General features: G+C 34.7%; 21 protein-coding genes. 8 read left to right on the top strand and 13 right to left on the bottom strand.

Annotated features, from left to right (window positions below):
• Positions 1-141: 141 nt before the first annotated feature.
• Together Q0505_RS17570 and Q0505_RS17575 are read right to left on the bottom strand one after the other, a co-directional pair.
• Positions 142-2,418, bottom strand: coding sequence for an NACHT domain-containing protein (locus Q0505_RS17570; protein WP_299215680.1), 2,277 nt, complete (start codon positions 2,416-2,418; stop codon positions 142-144).
• Positions 2,419-2,988, bottom strand: coding sequence for a hypothetical protein (locus tag Q0505_RS17575; RefSeq protein WP_299215683.1), 570 nt, complete (start codon positions 2,986-2,988; stop codon positions 2,419-2,421).
• 466 nt (positions 2,989-3,454) lie between these two features.
• Between Q0505_RS17575 and lon the strand changes: the two genes are divergently transcribed.
• The 3 genes from lon to cmk all read left to right on the top strand — a co-directional run bounded on the left by lon (position 3,455) and on the right by cmk (position 8,040).
• On the top strand, positions 3,455-5,905 hold the full coding sequence (gene lon, locus Q0505_RS17580; protein WP_299215685.1) for an endopeptidase La: 2,451 nt from the start codon (positions 3,455-3,457) through the stop codon (positions 5,903-5,905).
• Between the two features lie 200 nt (positions 5,906-6,105).
• A complete protein-coding gene (gene porQ, locus Q0505_RS17585; RefSeq protein WP_299215687.1) occupies positions 6,106-7,122 on the top strand; it encodes a type IX secretion system protein PorQ in 1,017 nt (338 codons plus the stop codon).
• A gap of 225 nt (positions 7,123-7,347) precedes the next feature.
• The gene (gene cmk / locus Q0505_RS17590; protein ID WP_299215689.1) at positions 7,348-8,040 is read left to right on the top strand and encodes a (d)CMP kinase; all 693 of its coding nucleotides are present in this window, start codon (positions 7,348-7,350) and stop codon (positions 8,038-8,040) included.
• 188 nt (positions 8,041-8,228) lie between these two features.
• Here cmk and Q0505_RS17595 read toward each other — a convergent pair whose 3' ends face one another.
• The 4 genes from Q0505_RS17595 to Q0505_RS17610 are packed head-to-tail and all read right to left on the bottom strand — an operon-like array spanning position 8,229 to position 13,327.
• A complete protein-coding gene (locus tag Q0505_RS17595) occupies positions 8,229-9,647 on the bottom strand; it encodes a TolC family protein (protein WP_299215691.1) in 1,419 nt (472 codons plus the stop codon).
• Positions 9,644-10,996 carry an HlyD family efflux transporter periplasmic adaptor subunit gene (locus Q0505_RS17600; protein ID WP_299215693.1) on the bottom strand — a complete coding sequence of 451 codons (1,353 nt, stop codon included), beginning with the start codon at positions 10,994-10,996 and terminating at the stop codon, positions 9,644-9,646. Before Q0505_RS17600 ends, Q0505_RS17595 begins: the two co-directional genes overlap by 4 nt.
• 2 nt (positions 10,997-10,998) lie before the next feature.
• Positions 10,999-12,648 (bottom strand): ABC transporter ATP-binding protein, encoded by a 1,650-nt coding sequence (locus tag Q0505_RS17605; RefSeq protein ID WP_299215695.1) that lies wholly within the window; start codon positions 12,646-12,648, stop codon positions 10,999-11,001.
• A gap of 1 nt (position 12,649) precedes the next feature.
• Positions 12,650-13,327: a TetR/AcrR family transcriptional regulator gene (locus tag Q0505_RS17610; protein WP_299215697.1), complete on the bottom strand. Its 678-nt coding sequence runs from the start codon at positions 13,325-13,327 to the stop codon at positions 12,650-12,652.
• Between the two features lie 126 nt (positions 13,328-13,453).
• Here Q0505_RS17610 and Q0505_RS17615 point away from each other — a divergent pair, with 126 nt between their 5' ends.
• Positions 13,454-13,768, top strand: coding sequence for a hypothetical protein (locus Q0505_RS17615; RefSeq protein ID WP_299215699.1), 315 nt, complete (start codon positions 13,454-13,456; stop codon positions 13,766-13,768).
• Between the two features lie 168 nt (positions 13,769-13,936).
• Here the strand turns inward: Q0505_RS17615 and Q0505_RS17620 are convergent, their stop codons facing one another.
• From Q0505_RS17620 to Q0505_RS17645, 6 genes are all read right to left on the bottom strand, one after another.
• Positions 13,937-14,668: a YebC/PmpR family DNA-binding transcriptional regulator gene (locus Q0505_RS17620; protein WP_299215720.1), complete on the bottom strand. Its 732-nt coding sequence runs from the start codon at positions 14,666-14,668 to the stop codon at positions 13,937-13,939.
• Between the two features lie 148 nt (positions 14,669-14,816).
• Entirely contained in the window at positions 14,817-15,101 is a 285-nt protein-coding gene (locus Q0505_RS17625) for a 4a-hydroxytetrahydrobiopterin dehydratase (protein ID WP_299215701.1), read from the bottom strand.
• 445 nt (positions 15,102-15,546) lie between these two features.
• A complete protein-coding gene (locus tag Q0505_RS17630; protein ID WP_299215703.1) occupies positions 15,547-16,311 on the bottom strand; it encodes a TIGR02757 family protein in 765 nt (254 codons plus the stop codon).
• The gene (locus tag Q0505_RS17635) at positions 16,304-18,004 is read right to left on the bottom strand and encodes a hypothetical protein (RefSeq protein WP_299215706.1); all 1,701 of its coding nucleotides are present in this window, start codon (positions 18,002-18,004) and stop codon (positions 16,304-16,306) included. The genes Q0505_RS17630 and Q0505_RS17635 overlap by 8 nt, the downstream gene beginning before the upstream one ends.
• Position 18,005: 1 nt before the next feature.
• Positions 18,006-18,671, bottom strand: a complete 666-nt coding sequence (locus Q0505_RS17640; RefSeq protein ID WP_299215708.1) for an ABC transporter ATP-binding protein — start codon at positions 18,669-18,671, stop codon at positions 18,006-18,008.
• A gap of 59 nt (positions 18,672-18,730) precedes the next feature.
• The gene (locus tag Q0505_RS17645) at positions 18,731-21,169 is read right to left on the bottom strand and encodes a DUF5916 domain-containing protein (RefSeq protein ID WP_299215709.1); all 2,439 of its coding nucleotides are present in this window, start codon (positions 21,167-21,169) and stop codon (positions 18,731-18,733) included.
• A 272-nt stretch (positions 21,170-21,441) separates the two neighbouring features.
• Between Q0505_RS17645 and folE the strand changes: the two genes are divergently transcribed.
• Both folE and Q0505_RS17655 read left to right on the top strand, forming a co-directional pair.
• A complete protein-coding gene (folE, locus tag Q0505_RS17650) occupies positions 21,442-22,038 on the top strand; it encodes a GTP cyclohydrolase I FolE (RefSeq protein WP_299215711.1) in 597 nt (198 codons plus the stop codon).
• Between the two features lie 74 nt (positions 22,039-22,112).
• Entirely contained in the window at positions 22,113-22,424 is a 312-nt protein-coding gene (locus Q0505_RS17655; RefSeq protein WP_299215713.1) for a hypothetical protein, read from the top strand.
• Here the strand turns inward: Q0505_RS17655 and Q0505_RS17660 are convergent.
• Positions 22,417-22,740 (bottom strand): YbaB/EbfC family nucleoid-associated protein, encoded by a 324-nt coding sequence (locus Q0505_RS17660; RefSeq protein WP_299215715.1) that lies wholly within the window; start codon positions 22,738-22,740, stop codon positions 22,417-22,419. The genes Q0505_RS17655 and Q0505_RS17660 overlap by 8 nt on opposite strands.
• Positions 22,741-22,807: 67 nt before the next feature.
• Between Q0505_RS17660 and Q0505_RS17665 the strand changes: the two genes are divergently transcribed.
• Positions 22,808-24,943, top strand: coding sequence for a S9 family peptidase (locus tag Q0505_RS17665; RefSeq protein ID WP_299215716.1), 2,136 nt, complete (start codon positions 22,808-22,810; stop codon positions 24,941-24,943).
• A gap of 77 nt (positions 24,944-25,020) precedes the next feature.
• On the top strand, positions 25,021-26,007 hold a 987-nt coding region (locus Q0505_RS17670; RefSeq protein WP_299215718.1), incomplete at its 3' end, for a cysteine synthase family protein.

Genomic DNA, 26,007 nt, shown 5'->3' on the forward strand with positions numbered 1-26,007 from the left:
CACTTTCGTGAAAAAATATTTTGAATGTGTAACCTTTTCTGTGAGTAATGAAGTAGTCTATTTTATATATAGTTAGTATAACTATTTTTTAAGACTAATTTTGTTTTTTTAGAATGTCACGAAATTTTTTAAAAAAGACTTTTAAAAATCATTATATTCCTTGTCAATGTATTTATTTATATACTGTGTTACAGATTTTGAATCATTATTTTCATCTAAGATAAATTTCAAAGCATTTGAAAAATTATTATCAGAAAATAAACCTATTAAATTATTAAGATTTGAATATTTTTTTTCAGTAAAATCGTTAAATCTTAGTGAAAATAAAATTGGCATAATTAAACCTTTGTATTTTTTATTTTGAGTTTGATTTAAGGTATTTATAATAGCTGTTATTTTTTCATCATTATTATAATAAAAAATAGAGCTATTAAACTGTAGTTTTATAATTTCATTCATTAAGATATTATTTTCCTCAAATAGCTTAATGCCTTTATCTAGTAGTTTATGATCAGGCGCTATTAAAAGATTTCTTAAAATTATATCAAGGAATGGAATGTATCCGATTCCAGAATACTTGGAATTCAAATCATCACTAAAAACATCACGAAATTTTTTTAAAAAAAAAGACATAAATGGAATAGGGTTTTTTTTAAATTCTTCTTCTTCAAAAGTTAAAGTCTTAAAGAGTGACAAGAATGGACTATCCTCTGAAATATATTCTGGGAAGCTATTGAAAATTTTGTACTCCTCCGATTGTTTGTCAATAGTATATGTGTTTTCTTTACGATGTGAATTTTCTATGTTATGTGAATGTTTTAGAATTAATTCTGCATATAAGTAATTTAACCCAGTAATTTCTAACTCGTTAATTTTTGCTGATTGTAAATTTTCAAAAGTTTTGTTGATTAATTTTCTATAATAAGTATCTCTGAAATATTTACTTAATAAGTCAAAACTTGGATTAAAAATATATATATCTTTTTCTTGTTTGTGTATTATTACAAAAATTATTTTTTTTACAATTTCTTCAAAAATTCTGGTGCTTACATTTTGTATTGTTTCAAAAATTTCTAGAAAGAATATAGATGAATCTACATTAAGTTTTAGTTGATATTCTATTAAGTCATCTATAATTTCATTGTCAGCCTGATCTTTATCAATTAGATTAATTAATAGTTCAAGTACAATATGCCAATAAGAATTAGTAACATATTCACCTATCAAAGCATTACGCTCTCCTTTTTTATGTTTCTTTTCAATATTAGAAAATATCCAGAAAGCGGTAAAGTATTCAAGAAATGTTTTGTGCGTGAAATTATTATCAAAGTAAAGGGATCTTTTTTGTGCGTATAGTAAAAACTCTTCAGATTGTGAATCTGAAGTAAAATCATCTGCAATTTTTAGTTTTTCAGTTAAACTCTTAGCGACTGTATTTTTAGCTCTTTGATAGGTTACTTTACCATCTTGGTTACTCAACTCTCTGTATTGCCAGTAGGCTAAATCTGCAAAAATGGTGTCTTTACGTTTATAAATATCTTCTGATAAATTAATTTCCATGCTCTTACTATGATCCCATTTGTCGACTAATGTTTTTGTGCAAGATTGATAGATTTCAAGTTTAGATTCAGGTACTTTAAGATTGTTTCTATATAATATGACGATCAGTGATAATAACAGAGGGTTTGAGATTAACTCATTGTCTATTAAATCCTTTTTTTCTAAAAGATCATTGATTTCCTTTTGCCTAATTTTTTTGTTGTTTTCCTCAATAGAATACCAATTTTTTATGTATTCTTCTATTTGATTGTCATTAAAATTATTAATGGTCAATCTAATAGTGTTTTTATCTTCTAATGGAGCATCACTATATCCTATAATACGCGAAGTTGTTATTGTTTTAGTTCTCTTGTATTGATCAATAAAGTTTTCGATATCATTTTTTACAGATAATTTGTCGTTGATATCAAAGATTTCATCTAACCCGTCAAAAATTATCAATGTTTGCTTATTATTTAGGATAAATTCTAAATTTTCAAGCAAAATGTTAGAAATAGCATATTCAAGATCAATTAGATGAATTAAATATTTTAATAACCCTCCTTTTTTCTCTTTTTTGAAAGCATGATATTTTCGTAACTCTATTCTAAAGGGGATTCTATTTGTTATATCAGAATTAGTGAATATTGTTTTTTCTTTTTTTATCGTTTTTAATGTTATAAATTTTGTAAGGATAGATTTCCCACTCCCTGGATTACCTAGTATAATTATACTTTTATCGTTGTCAAAAATATTTTCTAATTGCCGATTATTTATTTTTTTTCCTTCAGAGAAAATAGGTTTTACAAATAAATCTTCTAATTTTTTTCTTTTCCCCTTTTTTACATTTAAATCTAGCCCTAATCCAATAAAATTCAATTAAGTGTAGTTATTGATAAGACTTTTTTTGTATTTTTTTATGAAGTCAGAAAAGTCAAATTGATCTTGAAATTTAGATTCAATTATTTGTCTTAGATCTTTTACTTCGTTAAAAGAAAGGGTAGATATTTCTAAGACATCTTCTATTTTGTTTTCTATTCCTAAAGTAATTAGATATATTTCTTTGTTACTTAATAATTCATTGAAGAAGATATCCTTATGAAGTTCTTTTTTTAGAAGCGTTATAAATTCTAAAATGAAACCTGATGGTAATGTTTTTATATCAAATTTTTCTTCAATTATAGCAATGTTAACTTTTGAATCAATGAATAGTAGTTTCATTAATCCATTAACGATAGATTCGTGCTTAAAGAAATATTCAAAATTTCCACCTAAAACATCTGGATATTTTTTTTGTAATTTTTTAGCAGTATTGTTTACTTTTTTGTAGAATTTTTCATCAAAACTTTTCGAGGTAATTTTATCATATACTTCATCAAAACCTTTATCTAAAAGTTTGTTCCCTAACCAAGATCCTACAGATATTAAAGCAGCTGTTTCTATTATCATTTTATATTTTGATTTATAAGGTTTAAGTGTAATTGTTTAAATATAAGTATAATAACATAATTTTTTGAAATGTACTTATTAATGATTTCAACAATCTATTATACCCTTTCGCGAAAGCGTAAAAAAATACATAGAAGAAGGTAAAAGATACTTTTTAAAAATAATAAGAGGTATTGAACCTTAGGGCAACCCCTGAACCCTATACCTTAAACCCAAGGCTCAGGATATTAAACCGAAGATCCCGCTGGAAAAAGCGGAATTAGTTCAACTAACTATTTTGAATTCATCCTTCGGACTTTTTAAAATAGATTTTCACTAATAATCTGGCATAACAATTGACTTCTGTATGGCGAAGACAGTGTATATATATAGGGTTGTACCTATAGAAATCTAATACGCTGATAATTAATTAAAAAAATAAAGCCCCTAGTCCATTAGAAATGTGACATAGTGGCGTATATATAGTATGGCAAAACCAAAATTTACAACACTTGACAGATTGTCATTGCAAGAAATAGATGGAGATGCAGAGTTAATCCCTCTAATGACTCCAGAAGATGAAGAGGCGATTAATAGAGAAGAACTTCCTGATAGTATTCCGATTTTACCGTTACGTAATATGGTGCTTTTTCCTGGGGTTGTGATTCCTATTTCAGCAGGAAGAGATACGTCTATCAAGCTGATAGATGAAGCAAATAAAGGAGGGAAAATTGTAGGTGTCGTTGCTCAAAAAGATGAAGAAGTAGAAAACCCAACGGCAGATGATATTCATAAAGTAGGAGTAGTGGCTCGTATTTTACGCGTATTAAAAATGCCAGACGGAAATGTAACTGTCATTATTCAAGGGAAGAAGCGTTTTGAGATCAAAGAAGTGACTTCAGAAAAACCGTACATGATGGCACGTATTGCTGAGTATCCTGAAAAGCGCCCAACAAAAACAAATAAAGAATTCAAGGCAGCGATTGATTCTATACGTGATTTGTCCTTACAGATTATTCAGGATTCGCCTAATATCCCATCAGAAGCCTCTTTTGCGATCAAGAATATTGAAAGTAGCTCTTTCTTAATCAATTTTGTAAGTTCTAATATGAATCTTACCGTTGATGAAAAGCAGGAGTTATTAGAAGTGAACGATCTTCATAAGCGTGCTTTAGAGACCCTTAAATTTATGGATATGGAGCGCCAGAAACTGGAGCTTAAAAATGATATCCAGAGTAAGGTGCAAAGTGACATGAGTCAGCAGCAACGTGAGTACTTTTTACATCAACAAATGAAAACCATTCAAGAAGAGCTTGGAGGTGTTTCTTCTGAAGATGAAATAGAAGAAATGCGTATCCGTTCTAAAGACAAAAAATGGGATGAAAAAGTAGGAAAGCATTTTAAGAAAGAACTTGCTAAGATGCAACGTATGAATCCGCAAGTAGCGGAGTATAGTATACAGCGTAACTATTTAGATTTATTTCTTGACTTACCGTGGAATGAGTTTAGTACCGATAAGTTTGATTTAAAACGCGCCAAAAAAATATTGGACCGTGATCATTATGGACTGGATGATGTAAAACGTCGTATTATAGAATACCTAGCGGTTTTAAAACTGCGTAACGATATGAAGTCGCCTATCTTATGTTTGTACGGTCCTCCTGGGGTTGGGAAAACATCTTTAGGAAAATCGATTGCAGAAGCTTTAGGAAGAGAGTATGTACGTATGAGTTTAGGAGGTGTACGCGATGAAGCAGAAATAAGAGGGCATCGTAAAACGTATATAGGGGCAATGCCAGGGCGTATCATTCAAAGCCTTAAGAAAGCAGGGACAAGTAATCCTGTATTTGTCCTGGATGAGATAGATAAGCTAAGTACAGGAAACCAAGGAGATCCTTCCTCGGCTTTATTAGAAGTATTAGATCCCGAACAAAATAGTGAGTTTCACGATAACTTCTTAGAGATGGGCTTTGACCTTTCTAAAGTGATGTTTATCGCTACGTCAAATAGTTTAAATACCATCCAACCTGCATTATTAGATCGTATGGAGATCATTAATGTCACCGGATATACTATTGAAGAAAAAGTAGAAATCGCTAAGCGTCACTTACTACCAAAGCAAATAAAAGAGCATGGTATGGATGATACGCAGATTAAAATTGCAAAGCCACAATTAGAAAAAATTGTAGAAGGATATACAAGAGAATCTGGTGTACGTGGTCTTGAAAAGCAAATTGCAAAAATGGTACGCTATGGCGCAAAAAATATCGCCATGGAAGAAGACTATAATGTGAAAGTGACAAATGATGATATTATTGAAGTATTGGGATCACCTCGATTAGAGCGTGATAAATATGAAAATAATGATGTAGCTGGAGTGGTGACAGGATTGGCTTGGACCAGAGTAGGAGGAGATATTTTATTTATAGAATCTGCTTTATCCAAAGGAAAGGGAGTACTCACCATCACAGGAAATCTAGGAAAGGTGATGAAAGAAAGTGCTACCATTGCGATGGAGTATATCAAGGCAAATGCTGAAACACTAGGGCTCAATCCTGAAATGTTTGATACATACAATGTACACATTCACGTACCAGAAGGAGCAACTCCAAAAGATGGCCCTAGCGCGGGAATCACAATGCTAACGTCTCTAGTCTCTTTATTTACACAACGTAAAGTTAAGAAGAGTCTTGCCATGACAGGAGAGATTACCCTACGTGGTAAAGTATTACCTGTAGGAGGAATTAAAGAAAAAATTCTTGCTGCAAAACGCGCAAAAATAAAAGAGATTCTTTTGTGTGAGCAAAACCGTAGAGATATAGAAGAGATCAAAGCAGATTATTTGAAAGGATTGACATTTCACTATGTCAAAGATATGAGCGAAGTATTAGAATTGGCACTTACAAAACAGAAAGTGAAGAATGCAAAAAAGCTATAATACCAAATATAATTTTAAGGGAGTATTAAAATTATATTTGGTAAAATCATAGAATGCATACAAATGAAAGGGCGAGATTATATTCTCGCCTTTTATATTTTACGCTCCTGTCAAAATATATTATACTTGTATGCGTTTTGAAATAGTACATTTGGTACCCTATAAAATAGACGTAGTCTATAAAGACTAGAATAAGTCGCATGCAGAAATATTTATTTTTAGTATTATTTTTAATAGCTACCTTTTGTCATGCGCAGTTAGGAGGTCGTGCAACCTACCAATTTCTTAATCTAACTACATCACCAAGACAAGCCGCACTAGGAGGCAAAGTCATCACAAACTACGACTATGATCCTGATTCTGGGCTTTATAATCCAGCGACCATCAATTACAGAATGGACAATCAATTGTCTGTAAACTATGTCAATTATCTGGCAGATATAAATTATGGTACTGCCAGTTATGCTTATCTATGGGATAGACGTACCCAAGTAATTCACGCAGGGATTACCTACATCAACTACGGAACTTTTGATGGAAGAGATGAAAACGGAAATCCGACAGGAGATTTTGGAGGTGGCGAAGCCGCTTTATCTATTGGATATGCGACAAATATCCCCTATACAGATTTTCACGTCGGAGCCAATGTCAAGTTGATTACCTCCAAACTAGAGCAATACTCATCTGCTGGTGTAGCTGTAGATCTTGGTTTTATCTATAATTACGAAAAATGGGATTTGAATGTAGCCGCTGTAGTTCGTAATCTAGGAACACAAATTACTCCGTATGTAGATACCATTGAAAAATTACCATTAGAAATAGATGCTGGAATTTCTCAGATAGTTCCCAATGTTCCTATACGATGGCATCTTACATTTGAAAATCTTCAATTATGGAATATCGCTTTCGAAAATGAAGCGAGAGGCATTACTGATCTTGACGGGAATACCACAGGAGAAGAAATAGGATTTCTGGATAATGTGATTCGGCATACTATTGTAGGTGTGGAACTCTTCCCAAGAAGTGGTTTTAATATCAGATTAGGATATAATTTTAGACGTAGTGAGGAGTTACGTATTATCGATCAGCGAAGCTTTGCGGGGATTAGTGCGGGTATCGGAATTAAGATCAATAAAATTCGTTTTAACTATGCCTACGCACGTTTTAATAGCGCAGCGGCAAGTAGTCTGTTTGGATTGAATATTGATTTGCAGTAGCTGGTTTTTAATTTCTTTATTTTTTAGTAAGCCAAATCCCAAATCCCAAATCCCAAATCCCAAAAAATAATTAATTTTTAGCATCCAGCATCCAGCATCCAGCATCCAGCATCCAGCATCCAGCATCCAGCACATCTACCACAACCAGCATCTCCAATAAAAACTTCCATATTATTTCATCCCTCCATTTCTAATTTCTACATTCGTATTTTTAATAGCACTTTTGTGAAAATAATCATTGCCATAGACGGATATTCATCCACAGGGAAAAGTACGGTTGCTAAGCAACTAGCCGACTGGCTTGAATATATTTATGTGGATACAGGTGCGATGTATCGCGCGGTCACCCTATACGCGATGCGTGAAGGACTCATAAGCGATGGTTTTTTTGATAAAGAAGCACTTATTAAAAAGTTAGATAAGGTAGAGATCACTTTCGTGAAAAATCCCTCGACTGGAAAAGCAGATGTGTGCCTGAATGGTGAAAATGTAGAACGTTATATCAGAACGCTCGAAGTTTCTTCTTTTGTCAGTCCTATTGCAACCGTGTCTGAAGTTCGTGCAAAGCTCGTAGAACAGCAACAACGGATGGGTGAAGAAAAAGGGATTGTGATGGATGGACGCGATATCGGAACTGTTGTGTTTCCCAATGCAGAGCTCAAAATATTTATGACAGCTAGTGCAGAAGAACGTGCTAAAAGACGTTACAACGAACTTTTAGAGCGAGGAGATACCGTTAGCTATGCATCTGTGTTAAGCAACGTTGTAGAGCGAGATACGATAGATACCACTCGTGAAGACTCTCCGCTTGTAAAAGCACACGATGCCATAGAAATTGACAATACAGAAACCAATGTAGAAGATCAGTTTCATACTATTTTGCAATTAGCAAAAGATCGTATCGCTAAGCGTATTTAGTCGGTAGCTTTTAGGGCATACTTTTTATCAGTTAAAAACTAAAAAATCCCTTTCTACAAAGACTCAAAGTGTTTAATCTATACTAAAAGCCAATGCTATTTAGTTATAGTCAAATAGCCAATAGCTGGAATCGTTTATGCTTATACCTTAATATTGTGTCAAGTATTAAAGTTATTATTAAAAGAATATTACAATACAGGGCGTACTCCTATACTCTTAAACAATTTCGCTTTTGCTTTTAAAAAGGCATTTTGAAGTTTGTTTTGTTTTAGATAGGCATCAATCAGTCCTTTCTCTCGTGAGTTGACTAAGAATATAGAACTTTCTCCTAACTCAAACTTACGTTCTTCGCCAGTGAGCAATACCTGATAATTTGTTACAATATCGACTATAAGCGTATTCTGCCTTGTGTACGAATCTAACTCCTTATAAATCGCTTTTACATTATTTTCGATAGTGAGTTCTGTTGTAATCAGATCCAGTTCTGTATTACGTACTTTCAGTTTTGAAAGTTTTAACTCTCCACGTTCTTTCCTTAAGAATAACGGAAAACTAAAATTGATCCCCCCCTTATATTGATTGGCCAAAAAACTATTTCCTATATCTGGAGTTTCTGTAAGGAAATTGTATTCCAACTTCAATTTTGGGAGTAGCTTGTTTGCCTTTAGGCTTCTGTCTACTTGGAGTCCTTCTAGTTTAAGAGCAAGCGATTGTAGTTTAGGATGGTTGGCTACCGTAAACGTCTCCAGCGATTGTCCTGCAATTTGTAAGGAGATATCGACCTCACTTCTAATATCCAGATTAGGGATCACATTGTCTTCCAACTCTAAGGGGATATCATTATTGAGCCATAAAAAATTGGAGAGTTCCATTCTTGCATTAAACAATGTGACCTTTGCTTGTTCAAGGCTTAATTGTCTATCTTGAAGTGATATAAATGCTTCGGTAGCGTCTATTTGAGCACTTTCTCCAACTTCAACATTTTTTTGAATTCCTTGATACCGGAGTAGTGCATTGCTTACAAATTGCTCTATGGTAATGACATCTTGATAGGCTTGCAACCAGTTAAAATACGCAAGTGCAGCATCATAAATTACTTGATTAATGAGTAAGTCGCGATCTGCTTCTGTTTGTTGTCTAAAGAATTTTGCTTTTCGTAAGGTTGCCATGCGCTCATTGATCCATAACCCTTGTCCGATGTTTACAGACACACCTGCCGAAAAAAGCCCGTCGTCTGGCAAGAAGTTCTCCGGATTTAAGAACACTCCTTCATTACGTTCAAAACCTGCTTTTAGCTCAACGCCATACCAAGTTGGGATTTTAAGTTTTGCATCAAAAAGGTCATAATACTCACTGTCCTTAAAATCTTTACGGTCGTAGTCTGCAACTAGTTTTGGGTCAAATCCTCCGCGGGCTCTTAAGACTTCAGCCTGCCCTTCACTTAAGACAAGTTGCGCTTGTTTGACCACAGGATGAAATTGCTTTACATAGCCAAGATATTCTTCAAAGCCTAGTATTTTTTCGGCTTCGGGGAGTGTGGTTGTTTGCGCTTTCGCGAAAGCGGACCCTAAAAGAAATAAAGCTATATGCAAAAATGGTTTTATCATTTTGTTGTTGCCTTTTCGGTTGCTGAATCTGCTTGATAATAGTTAGGAGGGAAGCCGTTAAGTTGTCTCCAAAGTTCAAACCAGATCGGAACATCATCTAGTAATGCGATGGCGCGTGCTCCAGAACCAGCACGTAAAGCGTCTGGCCACGGCTCTTCATTTGGGTCTGGTGCTACTAATAATCTGTATTTCCCGTTATCGCTTATAAAGGTTTCTACAGCTACGATCTTACCAGCATAGGTTCCTGTAGAAACATTGGGCCATCCGCTAAAAATAATAGCTGGCCACCCGTCAAACTGGATACGAACAGGACTCCCTTTATGTGCCAATGGCAAGTCGATAGGATTGATAAACATCTCGACTGCTAGATCTGCATTATCAGGCATAATATTAATGAGTTCGTCTCCTTCTTTAAATGTCTCTCCTACACCTGCTCTAATGGCTTTATTGATATAGCCGCTTTGCGGTGCACGTACATAGTAAAGACTGTTACGGATCTGATAATTTGATAAGGAGTTCTCTAATTTTGTCACTTGTGCTTCTGCATCAAAACCGCTAGAAGATGCCGTAAATTTATCACTTTGCGCTTTAGATATCTTATCTATATACTCAGCTTCGGTACGTGTAATTTCTACTTGCGCATTAATGACATTATTTTTACTGGTTAATAAATCATTTTTCTGAGAGATGAGTTTTGCTTGTGTTTCTTGTAGTTTTAATCTTTTGTCTTCTACATCTTTAGTGGCTTTGAGGCCTTCTGCTTGTAATTGCTCTGTACGCTCATATTGACGTTCTGCTATAATAAGATTTGTTTTTGCTGCTTCCAGATCTATACTATCACTCTGTACTTTTAGTTTGGATTGTAACAGTTTGTTACGTGCTTGTTCTAATTTAAGAAGGCGTTCTCGCTGTAAGGCAGCTACTTGATTATTCAATGCATTTACTTTGCCTTGATAGGCTACAACAGAACCAGCTTTTGCATTTATTTGTTCTTCTGTACGCGCTATTAGATTAGGATCAAAATAGTCATCTTTAATTTCAGAGATATGCACAATGGTATCTCCTTTTTCTACATAATCTCCTTCTTGTACATACCATTCTTCTATGCGTCCAGGAATTTGTGATTGTACTGTGGTCGCACGTTGTTCTGGCCGTAAGGTGGTGAGATATCCATTTCCTGTAATATTTTGTGTCCAAGGAAGGAATAGAATAATAATACCTACGCCAGAGAATGTAAGCAAAAAGCTATTAAAATGCTTATAATGCTTTTTATGCATTACCTTCTCTATAGCCTTATAATTTTTAAGGTCTACGGTTTTGTTGAGTTTGTTTTCGGCAATATTAAGCATGATTAATCTTTTTTAATGATAGATCCCTTTTCTACAATAATATGGTTATGACAAAACTGTTTCCATTTAGGGTTTTGACTCACGACAACAAGCGTCCATTTGTGCTCTTCTTCTGTTAAAAACTTGATAAGTCTTTCTGCTTCGCTTTCGCTAAAATGATCTAGCGGGTCTTTTAATATTAGTAATTTAGGCTTTCTGATAATACTACGAGCCAATACAATCTTTTTGGTGATGGTGTACGGGATTTGTCTTCCTTCTGGATAAATAATGGTTTGTAGTCCTTTATTTTGCATCTTTATAAATTCGGAAAGCCCCGTCTTTTCTATTGCCCAATCAATTTGCTTTTCTGTGATAGTCACATCGCCAAAAGTGATGTTTTCTTTTAATGTGCCTTCAAACGGCGACTCTTCATTTAAGGATTGTCCTACATACGATCTGTAGTGATTCAAATTGATACTTTTTAAAGATCTTTCGTTGATAAATATATCACCAGCACTTGGTTCAAAAATACCAGCGATGAGTCGTAGTAAGGTTGTTTTACCAGAACCTTGAGGACCTTGTATCACATAATTTTGACCTGGTTGAAGTGTTAAGGATACGTCTTTTATAATATGCTTATAGCTGACATCCTTAAGTTCAACACGAAGGGGTGTATGCTCATCTAGTGGACGGTCTCCATCTTGTGGCTCTAAATCTTTATCTACCACTTGCCCTATTTTTTCAAGGGAAGTAAGAATGTCATATACAGATTCTAATCCAGTGATCAGTTTTTCTACAGAGCTTATGACTAAAAGAATGATGATCTCTGCAGCTACAAACTGTCCGATATTCATTTGTTGGTTTAGTACTAAAATTCCTCCAATTAATAATAGCCCTCCAGTAACTAGTACTTTGAAGCCAATCATCTGCATGAATTGTAAAACAAGAATCTTAAAGTGGCTTTCACGAGCACGTAAATATTCTAACACGAGTTTATCATTTTTTTCAAGTGCGTGTGAGGTTTGTCCTGAGAGTTTAAAGCTGGTAATGGTTCTAGCAATTTCTTGAATCCAATGCGCTACTTTATATTTTTGCTTAGATTCATCAAGGCTGGTATCCAAGCCTTTTTGTGCGGTAAACCTAAAAACCAAGTATACCAAAAAGATAAGGAGTACTCCATATATGATAAAAAATGGGTGGTAGAAGGATAGCAATAATAATCCAAAAATAATTTGTAGAATCGCCGCAGGGAAATCAATCAAGATTTTAGGCAAACTTTTTTGAATGGTCAAGGTATCAAAAAAACGATTAGCCAATTCTGGTGGATAAAAATCACTCAATTCGCTCATTTTTATTTTTGGAAATCTATAGGCAAATTCAAAAGAAGAACGGGCAAATAATTTTTGCTGGACATTCTCCAAAATACGCATTTGCATAAGTTGTAAGGCAACTACAAAAATAGTTCCTATAGTGACCAAGACGACAAGAACAATCCACGAAGTGCTTATTTGTGCACCTTGAATAAGATTAATAATGGCTTGTATTCCTAGCGGAAGTGATAAACTCACTAATCCAGCAAAAATGGCATAAAAAATAATTTGTTTAATATCTTTTCGATCTAACTGCAATAGACCTGAAAGACGTTGGGTAGCTGTAAGAACAGTCTTTGCCATATTATCTTAAATTTAATGTGTTATAAACTAAGTGTGTAAAATAATCTGTGGGTGATACGGTATCATTACAATCTGTAATGGATGTAAAATGTTCTTTCAAAAAGTGTTGGTGTAGTGTTCCTTCTAACACGGTACTTGCAAGACTGGTTGCATACGGATAGGAGGGACTCACTTCTTGTATGATTTCGCGTAAGCGTATAATTAATCGTTTATAAATGACAAAATATCCTTCTTTATTCTCTGCATCGACTTCTTTGGTAAGGTACGATTTTGAATACTCGCTAATGATGATTTTACTAAGTAGGACTTCATTGATATGTGAAAAATTAGAATCTTCCTGAATTACTTGTGTCACTACATCTAATGCTTTTTGTAACTTTTGTTCTGGATCATTTAGAGCAGCTGTTGCAAATACCAATCTGTACTCCATCCATCCCCAATACCAATTGGTCAAATATAATAGTAGCATGTGTTTATTTTCAAAATAACGATAGATAGAACTTTCGTTAGAGCCTATGTCACTGCCTAGCTTTTTAAAGGTAAATTCTTCAAAGCCTAATTGATCAATGAGAATGATACTGTTCTCGACAATGCGTTTTCCTAAGCTGGATGATTCAGGATCTTTCAGAGACAGTTTTTCAGGAACACTGATCTTTAGATTTAAAAGAAGTCGTTGCATACTATTTTATATTAGATTTCAAATTTAATAGTATCACTATTATAAATAAATAGTTTAACTCGCTTTTAACGTGTAGGACACCTTTTTATTATTAAATTAGAGTCGTTTTATCAAAACTTCTGTCGTATGATGTTATTAAATGTAGTCGCTCATAGTACAACGCAAGCAAAAGAAATTGCTGTGTATTTACTTGATCATAAATTTATTACCCAAGCATCTATAGGAGAAAAGGAAGTGTATGAACTCAATGAAAATCACAAGTTACAAGGATCAAAACAGTATGTGATCAAAGGAATCTCTAAGGCGCTACTTTTTGATACGATCAATAAAAAACTAAGAGAAAAGTACTCAGATCAAATGCCTATAGTATTTGCTGAACCTCTTATTTATATCGACTCCGAGCAGAATGAAAAGTTTCTGGAGGGGATTGTGAAGGTGTGATATTCATCTAAAGAAACCAAACTAATTATCTAAAACAAAAAAATCAACACCTTGTAAAGCCAACATAAACATCGTTATTCAGAATCTAAAACAGATTCGAACTTTATAGAAACAAAAGAGAGGTTGTTTAAAACAAAACAACCTCTCTTTTTACTTTAACTGTATGTTCTATTCTTCTTCATCGTCGTCAGAAGCTTCCATGGTGTGGAATACGTTCTGGACATCGTCGTCATCTTCTATTTTTTCTAAAAGCTTATTGACATCTGCTTCTTGTTCTGGTGTCAATTTTTTAGTTACCTGTGGAATCCGATCAAAACCAGAAGATAAAATTTCTGCACCGCGTTCTTCTAATGCTGACTGAATCGCACCAAAACTCTCAAAAGGAGCATAAATATGAATCCCTTCTTCATCTTGAAAAACCTCTTCGGCACCATAGTCTATAAACTCAAGTTCGATTTCTTCTACGTCTTGCCCTTCTGCTTCGATACGGAAAGTACACGTATGGTCAAACATAAAGACAACAGATCCAGAAGTTCCTAAACTTCCATCACATTTATTAAAATACGAACGCACATTGGCAACGGTACGGGTATTATTATCTGTAGCAGTTTCTACCAAAATAGCAATCCCATGGGGTGCATAGCCTTCAAAAATCACTTCTTTAAAATCGCCAAGGCTTTTGTCACTTGCTTTTTTTATAGCACGCTCTACATTGTCCTTTGGCATATTTACAGACTTCGCATTTTGAATAACGGCGCGTAATCTAGAATTACTATCAGGATCTGGGCCACCTTCTTTAACAGCCATAACAATATCTTTCCCAATACGTGTAAACGCTTTTGACATCGCGCTCCAACGTTTCATTTTACGTGCTTTTCTAAATTCAAATGCTCTTCCCATAATAAACTTTAATCCCTCAAAAGGGTTCATTTTACGACTTTTAAGTTGAAATTAAAAAGTCAATTTCCAAATTATACTTCGTAAATCTATCACGAAGTAGCTGATTTAAGTCTGTAAAAATAATAAAAAGTAAGACTTTTCAAAGTATCTATGCATTGAGAATATCCTCAATCGCAGCCGCCAAATCAAAATCTTTTTCAGTGACTCCACCCGCATCGTGTGTCGATAATGAGATAGATAACTCATTATACACATTACTCCAATCTGGATGGTGTTGTAAACGCTCTGCTTCAAAAGCGATACGCGTCATTGTAGAAAATACTTCTCTAAAATTTTCGAACTCCAAGGTGGTATGAATCGCATTTTCATCATATTCCCAATCTGGAAAATCTTCTAAACGGTCTTTAATCTGTGCTTCTGTTAGTTTCTTCATAGCGCTGTTATTTTGCTAGATTATTGAATGATTTAATCTTATCTAAGTGTTTAAATCGTACTTAGATATGGAAACTCTAATGTACGTAATTTCGCTTTCGCGAAAGCGTACTCAGAAAAAAAATAATAGAATATATGAGATTTAGCTATTAGTCGGTAGCTCTTAGACGTTAGTCTTTAGCTCTTAGCTTGTGGCTTTTAGTTGGTAGTGGTTAGTGATCTGTGATTATTAATAGCTTATAAATTCCCGATATGCGTGTCGTTTTAAAAATAGAGTAACACTCTATTTTAGAGTAGTACTCTATTTTACATATCCCTATCCTTCTTATCAAGTGGTAATTTTAAAAGAATAATATCTTATATATATATATATCAAGTCTTGAATCTTGATTCCAACTACCATCTAATAGCTAACGACTACTAGCTAAAAAAGCCAATAGCTATTTTCAGAATCCTTCAAAAGCGCCTAATCCAAACAAGGCAAAGTCATACTTTACAGGGTCGTGAGGATCTAATTTTCGTAATGATGTATCAAGTTCGGCGAGAGATTTGGCGTCATTTTGCTTTCGCGAAAGCAATTTTAACTTTCTTCCTACATTACCCGTATGCACATCCAGCGGACAGGAAAGAAGCGAGGGTGAGATATTTTTCCAAATTCCAAAATCAACGCCTGATTTGGCATCACGTACCATCCAACGTAAGAACATATTGATGCGCTTCGCTGCCGAATTCCGTAACGGATCACTCACGTGTTTCTGTGTACGTTGCAGATGAGGGATTTCAAAAAATACTTCTTTAAAATGGGAAATAGCTGGTTGTAATCCTTCTTTGGTGATTCCAGACGCAAACACCGCTTCGAGTCCGTTGTGGTTTTGATAGATGTTTTGAAGCGAACGGATAAAGGTTTCTACATCCAGTTCATTGAATGTTCGATGCACAAAACCCGTGAAATATTCTGCTTGATCAGCATGATAATTTAAGATAAACTCATGGGGTTCATTGCCCATCAGATCCATCAGTTTGGTCGCATTGGTAATAATGCTTTTGCGATTTCCCCAAGCAATGGTTGCTGTCAAAAAAGCAGCAATCTCGATATCTTCTTTCTTCTCAAACCGATGCGGAATCTGAATAGGATCATGCGGAATAAAATCTGGACGTTCATATTGTAGTGCTTTCTCGTCCAGAAAACTCTTGAGTTCTTTTTTATTCATTGTCGAAGGTATAGGAGTAAAAACCATCTTTTAGATTGTTCGTACGCATTTGTGGCACCGATCTAAAATAGGCTTTAAAATCATTGAGATGCTGTAATTGAATACAAGGAAGCTCACAATCTCCTGTCGCCCAAAAGAAATCAATATTTGTAGGTGTATAAAGTTTTAGATTTCCTTCCTGATGGACAGTGTAGGTGGCTTGGGTGTATTTTGTGTTGGGATGTGGTTTGACAAGGTATTTTAAAGAAAATACACTAAGACTTAATTGAAATTTATTTTCCGTAAGTGTATTAAGATTAAATGGAATAAATAAAGGGACGGCAATGGCTATCGTAGCTAGGGTAAGACCTATTTTGATAAGAGATTTTTTAGTAATACTTACAGCGATTAGGGTAAGTGCTAGTAGCATAAAGAACCCTAAAAAAAAGCGATATTGAGGCGAGGTTAGCCATAAAAACAAGAGTTGTACAATGCTTATGAAATAAAGAATATAGAGTGGTTTTTTAAAACGAACTTTTCTAATAAAAAACGGAAAAAGAATCAGGACAACACACATCGCGATATTAAATAAGCCGTGAAGTTTTGGGAGTCGAAGCCAGTGTATGATACGCTGCAATAGCGTACTATTTTCATATTCTTTTGGGGTTAAGAAAAAGGCATAGTGTTTTGTCGTTTCTACAAGATATTCTTGTAGTTGCAAAGGCAACATCCAGTCTACACTGGTCAATCTAAAACTAGCGATAGGATAGAGTGGATAGCCAGAAATAATACTGTTTTTTACTGCAAAAAGCACAAAAGCAATTCCTGAAATTATTGATAATTTCAGTAGATCTTGCTTGACAGATTTTCTACTTTTTATGTATAAAATGACAGGGAATATAATGAGAAAAACAGCTGTTACTTTTATAAAAACAGCAAATACACCTAAAACAAATATGATGCTAAGGGGCGTCTCTTTGCTTGATAGATAGTGCGTTAAAAACTCTCCAAAGATTATCAAGGAAAGTAGATAGATGGGTAAATCTGGCGATGGTGTACTGATAAATTGGAATAAGAATACATTAAAAATAGGAAATAACCCAATGAGTAATAGATGCTTTTCTTTTTGTTTAAAATAGTGTCCTAACTTGTCTAGTGCATACACATTACCGAGAACGAGGTAAAACCCATTGATGTCATTAAAAAAGGGTGCTATTTCATTTAGGTTAAGCGCACTTTGTAAGATATGCCATCCAGAATGCTGAGCTAAAAAAAAGTGAAAATTAGCGAGCCCTTTTACAAATCCGTAGGTGTCAAGCCATTTGATGGTTTGTATGTAATAGGATTCATTATCTAATATATAGGGGGCACTTGCGCATTGTGCTGCGGCAAATAGCGTGATGATAATTAATAGGATGTTGAGATAGGGTGGGAGTGTTTTTATTTTCGCTTTAAGCGAAAGGAGAAACCCTTTATATACCTTTCTTTTCCATAGTCCTAAACCTAGAGTAATGCCTATAAGAATGCTTTCAAAATAGATTTGTAATCCGCTGAAAATAGCCCAAATACTTGCTAGTAAAGCAATGGCAAATCCTCCCAAGAAAAAGGTAATAACTGGATGGGATTTTCCGAGTTTGAAACTGTCTTGAAATGCAACCCCTATAGTACTTGTTATTATAAATAGATAGCACCAGTATATTAAAACAGCGAGCATATTATTGAGTTACAAAAGAGCCATCTACCATGGTTAATTTACGATCTGCCATATCTGCGAGTTCTTCGTTATGAGTAACAATGACCAAGGTCTGTCCAAACTCATCACGGAGTTTAAAGAATAACTCATGAAGATTTTCTGCGCTTTCTGTATCTAAATTTCCAGAAGGCTCATCTGCAAGAATGAGGGCAGGTTTATTCATTAGCGCTCTTGCTACGGCAACGCGTTGTTGTTCTCCTCCAGAAAGCTCATTAGGTTTATGATGGTACCGATGTGAAAGCCCTAAAAAGTCTAAAAGTTCTTTGGCTCTTTTTTCTGCTTCGGCTTTAGGTATTTTTGCAATGTAGGCAGGAATACATACATTTTCTATAGCTGTAAATTCAGGTAATAACTGATGAAATTGGAAGATAAAGCCAATGTGCTTATTTCTAAACTGGCTAAGTTCTTTTGGCGAAAGCCTACCTAAAGATTGATTATTTATTTCTAAAAAAGTATTCTCAAGAACGTCTGGTGTATCTAGTGTGCCGAGTATTTGAAGTAAGGTCGTTTTACCAGCTCCACTAGGACCAACAATAGAAACGACTTCTCCTTTTTTGATATCTAGTGAGACATCTTTGAGTACTTGAAGATCACCATACGTTTTTGAAATATGTTTTGCTGTTACCATTGGCTGTATTTACGAAGTGAAAGTACTACATTATATAGTATCAAGCAATCGTAAAAAGTTTATGACGTCTTTTTAAAGACCGTTTTTATGTTGTTGTAATCTATAAAGTAAGTAACCCGAAGTGATACGGTATGTTGTAAGGGTTGATCAAATAACGAATTAAGACTCTGTGTATAATTCAATTGAGATTGATCATCGCTATTAAAAATCTGATTTCTGTAAAGAAGGGTAGCTTCACTTCCAGGCGCAAATCGCCATCTAAAACTCAAATCCATATTCCAAATATTAAAATTGGCATTCGGATCTCTAAGCACTGTTATATCATAGTCGTCTATTTCTGTTCTGGATCCATCTTCATTTAGTATAAAAAAGATATTACTACTATGGTCTGCGACGCTCCAGAAATTACGTAGGCGTAGATCAATCGCTTTAAAAGGATCGAAGTTATAACTTGCACTAATGGTGTTTTCAAAAGAAGTAACATCTCTAAGTCCTAGGAATACGTCGGTATCTGTATTGTCTACCCAGCCAAAGTTTTTCTTGCGGGTGCTGTAATTAGAAGAAAGGATTAAGAGAAACTTATCTGAAAAGCGGTATCTCGGAGAGAAGTTAAGGCTGTAGTTTACCTGGTCTTGATTACCAAACCACTGGCGTACACTACCTCGTAGATCAAAAGCAAACTTTTTTCTGAAGTCTGTAGATATAAAACCACGTACACTTGCATTCGGTTCAAAAACGACAAATCGTCCTTCTACTCTTGGTTCAAAATAGTCATTGTCACGAGAGTTATAATCTGCATCTACTCCAAAAGCAAATCGCTCTATCGTGGCAAAAAAAGTATTTATATCTATACTATTCCTAGTTTGTACACTAGGTCTATAGAGTCTTCTATGCCTTGCCGATAAACTGATACGGTATCTATTAAATTTACCTCTGGGTTGTATCAACTCATACGATCCAGAAGCTGAAAAGTTATTAAAGTTGTTTCTAAAATTTAACCCTAAGTCATTAATATCTAATTTGGTATTTGCAAGATCATGCCCAAAACGATAGCGCCACGCTCCTCTAATTTTAAAGAAGTCAAACTCTGATTGAAATCCTGTTTTAATTCCGTCAGGCGTACTTACATTGCTTATCACCGCTCTTCCTGAACCTCTATAGTTATTGCCTTTGTCTGCGATATCAAACACACCTGCAGTAACATTAGCATCTCTAAAATTACTCCCGCTTCGTATCACACTTGTATTGATGAGTGATACTGAAGAGTTTTGATTAAATTGCTGATCAACTACTACTACATTATAGTTTGTCAAAGGCTCTATACGTTCTTCCCTAGATTCACCAGTAATCGTATCACGTATGATCGCAAAGGTATTTTCTCCTACAGAATTTAAGACACCAACGCCTAGTCCATTTTTAGTACGTCCAGATAATTTTACAGAATTTAGCAATTTTACGTTATCGGGCTGTTCAATGATTTCTTCATTTTCTGCAAGATTGTCTACGCTTCCAGAAGGGCTGCCCCCTATACGTCTTGAAAAGAAAATTTCTCCCTTTTGGAAAAGATCAATTCCTTCGGTAAAGAAGGATCTATTTTCACCAAAGGTTTGTTCAAAGGGTCCCAAGTTTAAACGTACATTATCAAAAGCGACTTGTCCAAAATCAGGTATTAATTGGGCATCTAGCGTAAAACTATCGCTGAGTCCGTATTTAATATCCAATCCCCCTGCAAAGTTGGTTTGGTTTTCTCCATCAAATGTGATGGTTTGCGCTTGCGCGAAAGGAAAAAAAGTAAGACGCACTGGAGGGTCAATATTTTGAACGCCATTTACAATCCCATTATATTGCGTATCTCTTCCTATCCCACGCTGAATCCGACTCCACGTGTGAGTTTCATTTTTACGTAAAAGTCTACGATAAAAATTTACACTCCAGTTTTGAATATCAACTACTGGAAAGCGTAAGGCATTATAAGGAATGCGATACTCTGCATACCATCCTTTTTCATCACGCGATACCCTACACTGAAAAACAACATTAAAACCAAAGTCACGATCGTTTTGCGTCACCCTTTGATCTCCGATAGTACCTGCACTGGTCACATAAAATCGCGTTTCATTGATACCATCATCATAGGTATTGAGCGCCACCATAAAGTGATCTGCTTGCACAAAAATTTCATCCCGTTGCGAAAACTGACTTGCAATAGAGTCTGGAGAAGGGTCATACATGTAGGCGGCAACATAGACTGCCCTATCATCATACGCCATTTTAACCTCTGTGCGAAAAGCATCTTCGATGGTACCTTCATTTCCAGGTTCAAACATCTGAAAGTCTCCATACGCAGGAAGTTTACTCCATATAGCATCATCTAATATTCCATCTATTTTCGGAGGGGTGTCAATTCTAGTCGCCGTAAGTTCTTTTTTTTGTGCTAGCACAGATTGCTGTAATAAAGCAACAAAAACAACTAAAAAAACGGAAACACCCTTATGCATAAAAGAACTCTTTTGTTAAAGTTACAAATCTAAAGGTGTCTATAAGATCATTGTACTAATTAAAAGTTAAAAAGAAAGTGAGCTTCGTTAACAAAAAAAGTATATTTGTAGAACAGTACTTTGTGATATATTTTTCTTTTTTAGTTAAACAAAAATAATTACACTTGTATCTTCATTATTGCTAGGTGATTATACAAAGTAATCATTACTAACATTTAAATATCACAGGGTACTGAAACTGAAAAAAAATAATTGCTGAATAAAGAAAAAATATGCCATACAGAAAATTTGAAGAATACAATATTGAAGTAACAGAGAGTATTAAAAAGAATTTTGAATCCATTATAGATGATTTAGGAGAAGACACTTCAAGAGAAGGAATTGTTAAAACACCAGAAAGAGCCGCAAAGGCAATGCAGTATCTTACTTCCGGATACAATATGAACCCTGCCAAAATTTTAAAAGGTGCCATGTTTAAGGAAGACTATGACGATATGGTCATTGTAAAAGATATAGAGTTATACTCTTTATGTGAACACCATATGTTACCATTTTTCGGAAAAGCTCATATTGCTTATATCCCTAATGGTCATATTGTAGGTTTGAGTAAACTCCCTCGTATTGTAGATGTGTTCTCAAGACGCTTACAAGTACAAGAACGATTAACACACGATATCTTAGAGTGTATTAATGATACACTAAAGCCTAAAGGAGTGGCTGTCGTTATAGAAGCGTCTCACATGTGTATGATGATGCGTGGTGTTCAAAAACAAAATTCTACAACCACCACATCAGGCTTTAGAGGACAGTTTGAAAAAATTGAAACCCGCACAGAATTTCTTAAATTAATAAGCTCAAGTTTATCATAATATCATAAGCGTTTGCTCATAATTATATTTGGTATACCAATTGCTTGAACAAAAGTGTTATATTTAATACAATTATGAGTAAATACAAATTATTAATTATTGGTCTTATTATAGACGGGGTAGGCATTCTAACATCTAGCTGGATACTACCGCTTATAGGTGATTTTGCAGATATTGTTTGGGCACCACTTTCTGCTTGGATCATGACAAAGATGTATAAAGGGAATGCAGGTAAGATCGCAGGAGCTGCCACCTTTATAGAAGAAATTTTACCAGGAATAGACATCATTCCTTCTTTTACATTGATGTGGTTTTATACTTTTGTAATTGCTAGAAAAAAAGTTGAGACTGTAGAAAAAGAAAGCGATATAATCGATATTACTTAAACAGATCCATACCAGGGATATTAGGCATTCCTTCTTTTGCGACGGCTCCCATTTCTGTGTCGTGTATATTTTGTGCCTTCTCTAATGCTTTATTTATGGTTAAAATAAGATAGTCTTCTAGCTGCTCTTTATCTTGTAAAAGATTTTCAGATAGTTCTATTTCTTTTATACGTCCACTTGCCGTAGCTGTCACTTTAAGAAGGCCATCACTAGATTGTTCATCAACAAGCACTGTTTTAAGTCTTTCTTTAGTTGCCTCTGCCTTAGCTTTTGCCTCTTGTAATTTTCCCATAAGGCCCATCATATCTCCAAACATATTTTATAATTTTAAAATGATTGCTACAAATTTATTAAATTGACCCTTCCGAATCTACAAATAAAGTATGAAAAAAATAGTTCCCTTGTTCCTACTTACCCTTATTTTTGTAATTAGTTGTAATCAAAAAAAAACAAGAAATTTGGCAAAAGACATCATTCCTCCAAAAGCAGAAAAAAAACCAGTAAATCTAGAAAAGCATGGTGACATACGCGTAGATAATTATTTTTGGATGAATGAGCGAGATCATCCTGAAGTTATCGATTATCTAGAGCGAGAGAATGATTACTATGATAAACTGACAGAACATACCAAAGATTTTCAAGTAACGTTGTTTGAAGAAATGAAAGGTCGCATCAAAGAAGATGATGCATCGGTACCTTATAAAAGAAATGGCTACTGGTATTACGGTCGTTATGAAATTGGAAAAGGATATCCTGTTTATTGTAGAAAAAAGGATTCATTAGATAACGAAGAGATTATTCTTTTTGATAATAATGTGATGGCAGAAGGCCATGCATATTTTGATCAAGCTGGATATACCATTTCTGAAGACAATAAAATGGCTGCTTTTGGTACTGATCTTGTAAGTAGACGTAAGTATACCATCCAATTTAAAAATCTTGAAACTGGAGAACTTCTTGAAGAAAAAATAGAAAATACAACGGGAAGAGCTATCTGGGCAAACGATAATAAAACCCTCTATTATACTAGAAAAGACGAAGAGACCTTACGCTCAAATCAAATCTTTAAACACATATTAGGAACTTCCCCTGAAGAAGATCAACTAGTTTTTCAAGAAGACGACGAGACTTTTAATACGTATGTCTATAAGACAAAATCTAGGAAGTTTATCATGATAGGATCAAGTAGTACCCTTACTTCTGAATATCAGTTTACGACAGCAGAAGATGGCGTAAGTGATTTTAAAATGCTACAAAAACGAGAGCGAGGTTTGGAATACAGTGTGGCACATTATGATGAAGATTTTTATATTCTTACCAATATGGATGATGCAACCAACTTTAAGTTGATGAAAACTCCAGAAACTGCTACCGAAAAAGAAAATTGGACCGAAGTAATACCGCATAGAAAAGATGTACTTCTAGAAGATGTAGATATATTTAAAGATTTTTTAGTGGTAAGCGAGCGTACCAATGGGCTTAATAAAATACATATTAAGCGTTGGGATGGCACAGAAGACTACTACTTGCCTTTTGATAATGAAACCTATACAGCAAACACAGGAACCAATGTAGATTTTGATACAGAAATTCTTAGATATGGGTATAATGCATTAAACACCCCTACATCTGTGATTGATTTTAATATGGTCACAAAAGAACGCGAAGTAAAAAAAGAACAAGAAGTGCTAGGCGGTACCTTCAAAAAAGAAAACTATATCATGGAACGGATATGGGCAACTGCCAGAGATGGTGTAAAAGTTCCTGTATCTATCGTCTACCATAAAGACACTAAGAAAAACGGGAATGCTCCGCTTTTACAATACGCCTACGGGAGCTACGGTAATACGATTGACCCTTCATTTTCTAGCATCCGATTAACATTACTTGATCGCGGATTTATCTACGCAATTGCACACGTACGAGGCGGAGAATACTTAGGACGTGAGTGGTACGAAGACGGAAAACTGCTTAAAAAGAAAAATACTTTTACAGACTTTATAGATGTTTCAAAACATTTAATAGATCAAGACTATACATCTTCAGAACATTTATATGCCTCAGGAGGATCTGCTGGTGGTCTCTTAATGGGTGCGATTATGAATATAGCGCCAGAACTGTATCACGGTGTGATTGCTTCCGTACCATTTGTAGATGTTGTGACCACAATGCTCGACGACACTATCCCATTAACCACAGGAGAGTATGATGAGTGGGGAAATCCTAACACAAAAGAGTATTATGATTATATGAAAAGTTATAGTCCTTATGATAACGCTTTCGCGAAAGCGTACCCAAACGTTTTTGTAACCACAGGATATCACGATAGCCAAGTGCAATACTGGGAACCTGCAAAGTGGATCGCCAAATTAAGAGAGTATAATACAGGAGATAATCAAGTCTTGTTTTTTTGTGATATGGACGCTGGTCATGGAGGTGCTTCGGGTAGATTTGAAGCCTTAAAAGAGGTGGCAAAAGATTATGCATTCTTATTAGATCTAGAAAACATAGATAAATAACAAAAAATATAGTACTTTTGTTCCGATTTGAGTATTGATTTTAACCAGAAATAAACTCAACATCTAACTTAATTTTTATGGCTGATCAACTTCATGTTTACGATAATGTATTACAACTTATAGGTAATACGCCACTTATCAAGCTGAATAGAATTACTAAAGATTTTGATGGAGACTTTTATGCTAAAGTAGAAGCCTTTAATCCAGGACATTCTTCAAAAGACCGTATCGCACTTCATATTATAGAAGAAGCAGAGCGTAATGGAGTTTTAAAACCTGGAGATACAATCATAGAGACGACCTCTGGTAACACAGGTTTTAGTATTGCTATGGTTAGTATTATCAAAGGCTACGAATGCATTCTAGCAGTAAGTTCAAAATCATCTCCAGATAAAATAGATGCTCTTAAAGCAATGGGAGCAAAGGTATATGTGTGTCCTGCAAATGTAAGTGCAGATGATCCTCGTTCTTATTACAGTGTTGCAAAACGCTTGCATGAAGAAACAAAAGGATCTGTATATATCAACCAATATTTTAATGAGTCAAATATAGACGCACATTTTAATACCACTGGACCAGAAATTTGGAAACAAACAGAAGGAAAAATTACACATTTTGTTGTAGGTGTAGGTACTGGTGGGACTATATCTGGAGTTGGTAAATATTTAAAAGAAAAGAATCCAAATATTAAAATTTGGGGTATAGATACCTATGGAAGTGTTTTTAAAAAATACCATGAAACAGGGATTTTTGATCAAAATGAGATTTATCCCTATGTGACTGAAGGTATTGGGGAGGATATATTGCCTAAAAATGTAGATTTTGATATTATTGATGGTTTTACAAAAGTAACTGATAAAGATGGAGCTTTATATACCCAAAGACTAGCTAAAGAGGAAGGAATGTTTTTAGGAAATTCTGCAGGATCTGCTATAAAAGGAGTACTCCAATTAAAAAAACATTTTACAAAAGATGACGTAATTGTTGTTTTATTTCACGACCATGGAAGCCGCTATGTAGGTAAAATGTTTAATGATGATTGGATGCGAGAAAAGGGATATTTG

Origin of the sequence: uncultured Dokdonia sp. (assembly GCF_937910895.1) — a bacterium.
In the GTDB taxonomy this organism is placed as follows: domain Bacteria; phylum Bacteroidota; class Bacteroidia; order Flavobacteriales; family Flavobacteriaceae; genus Dokdonia.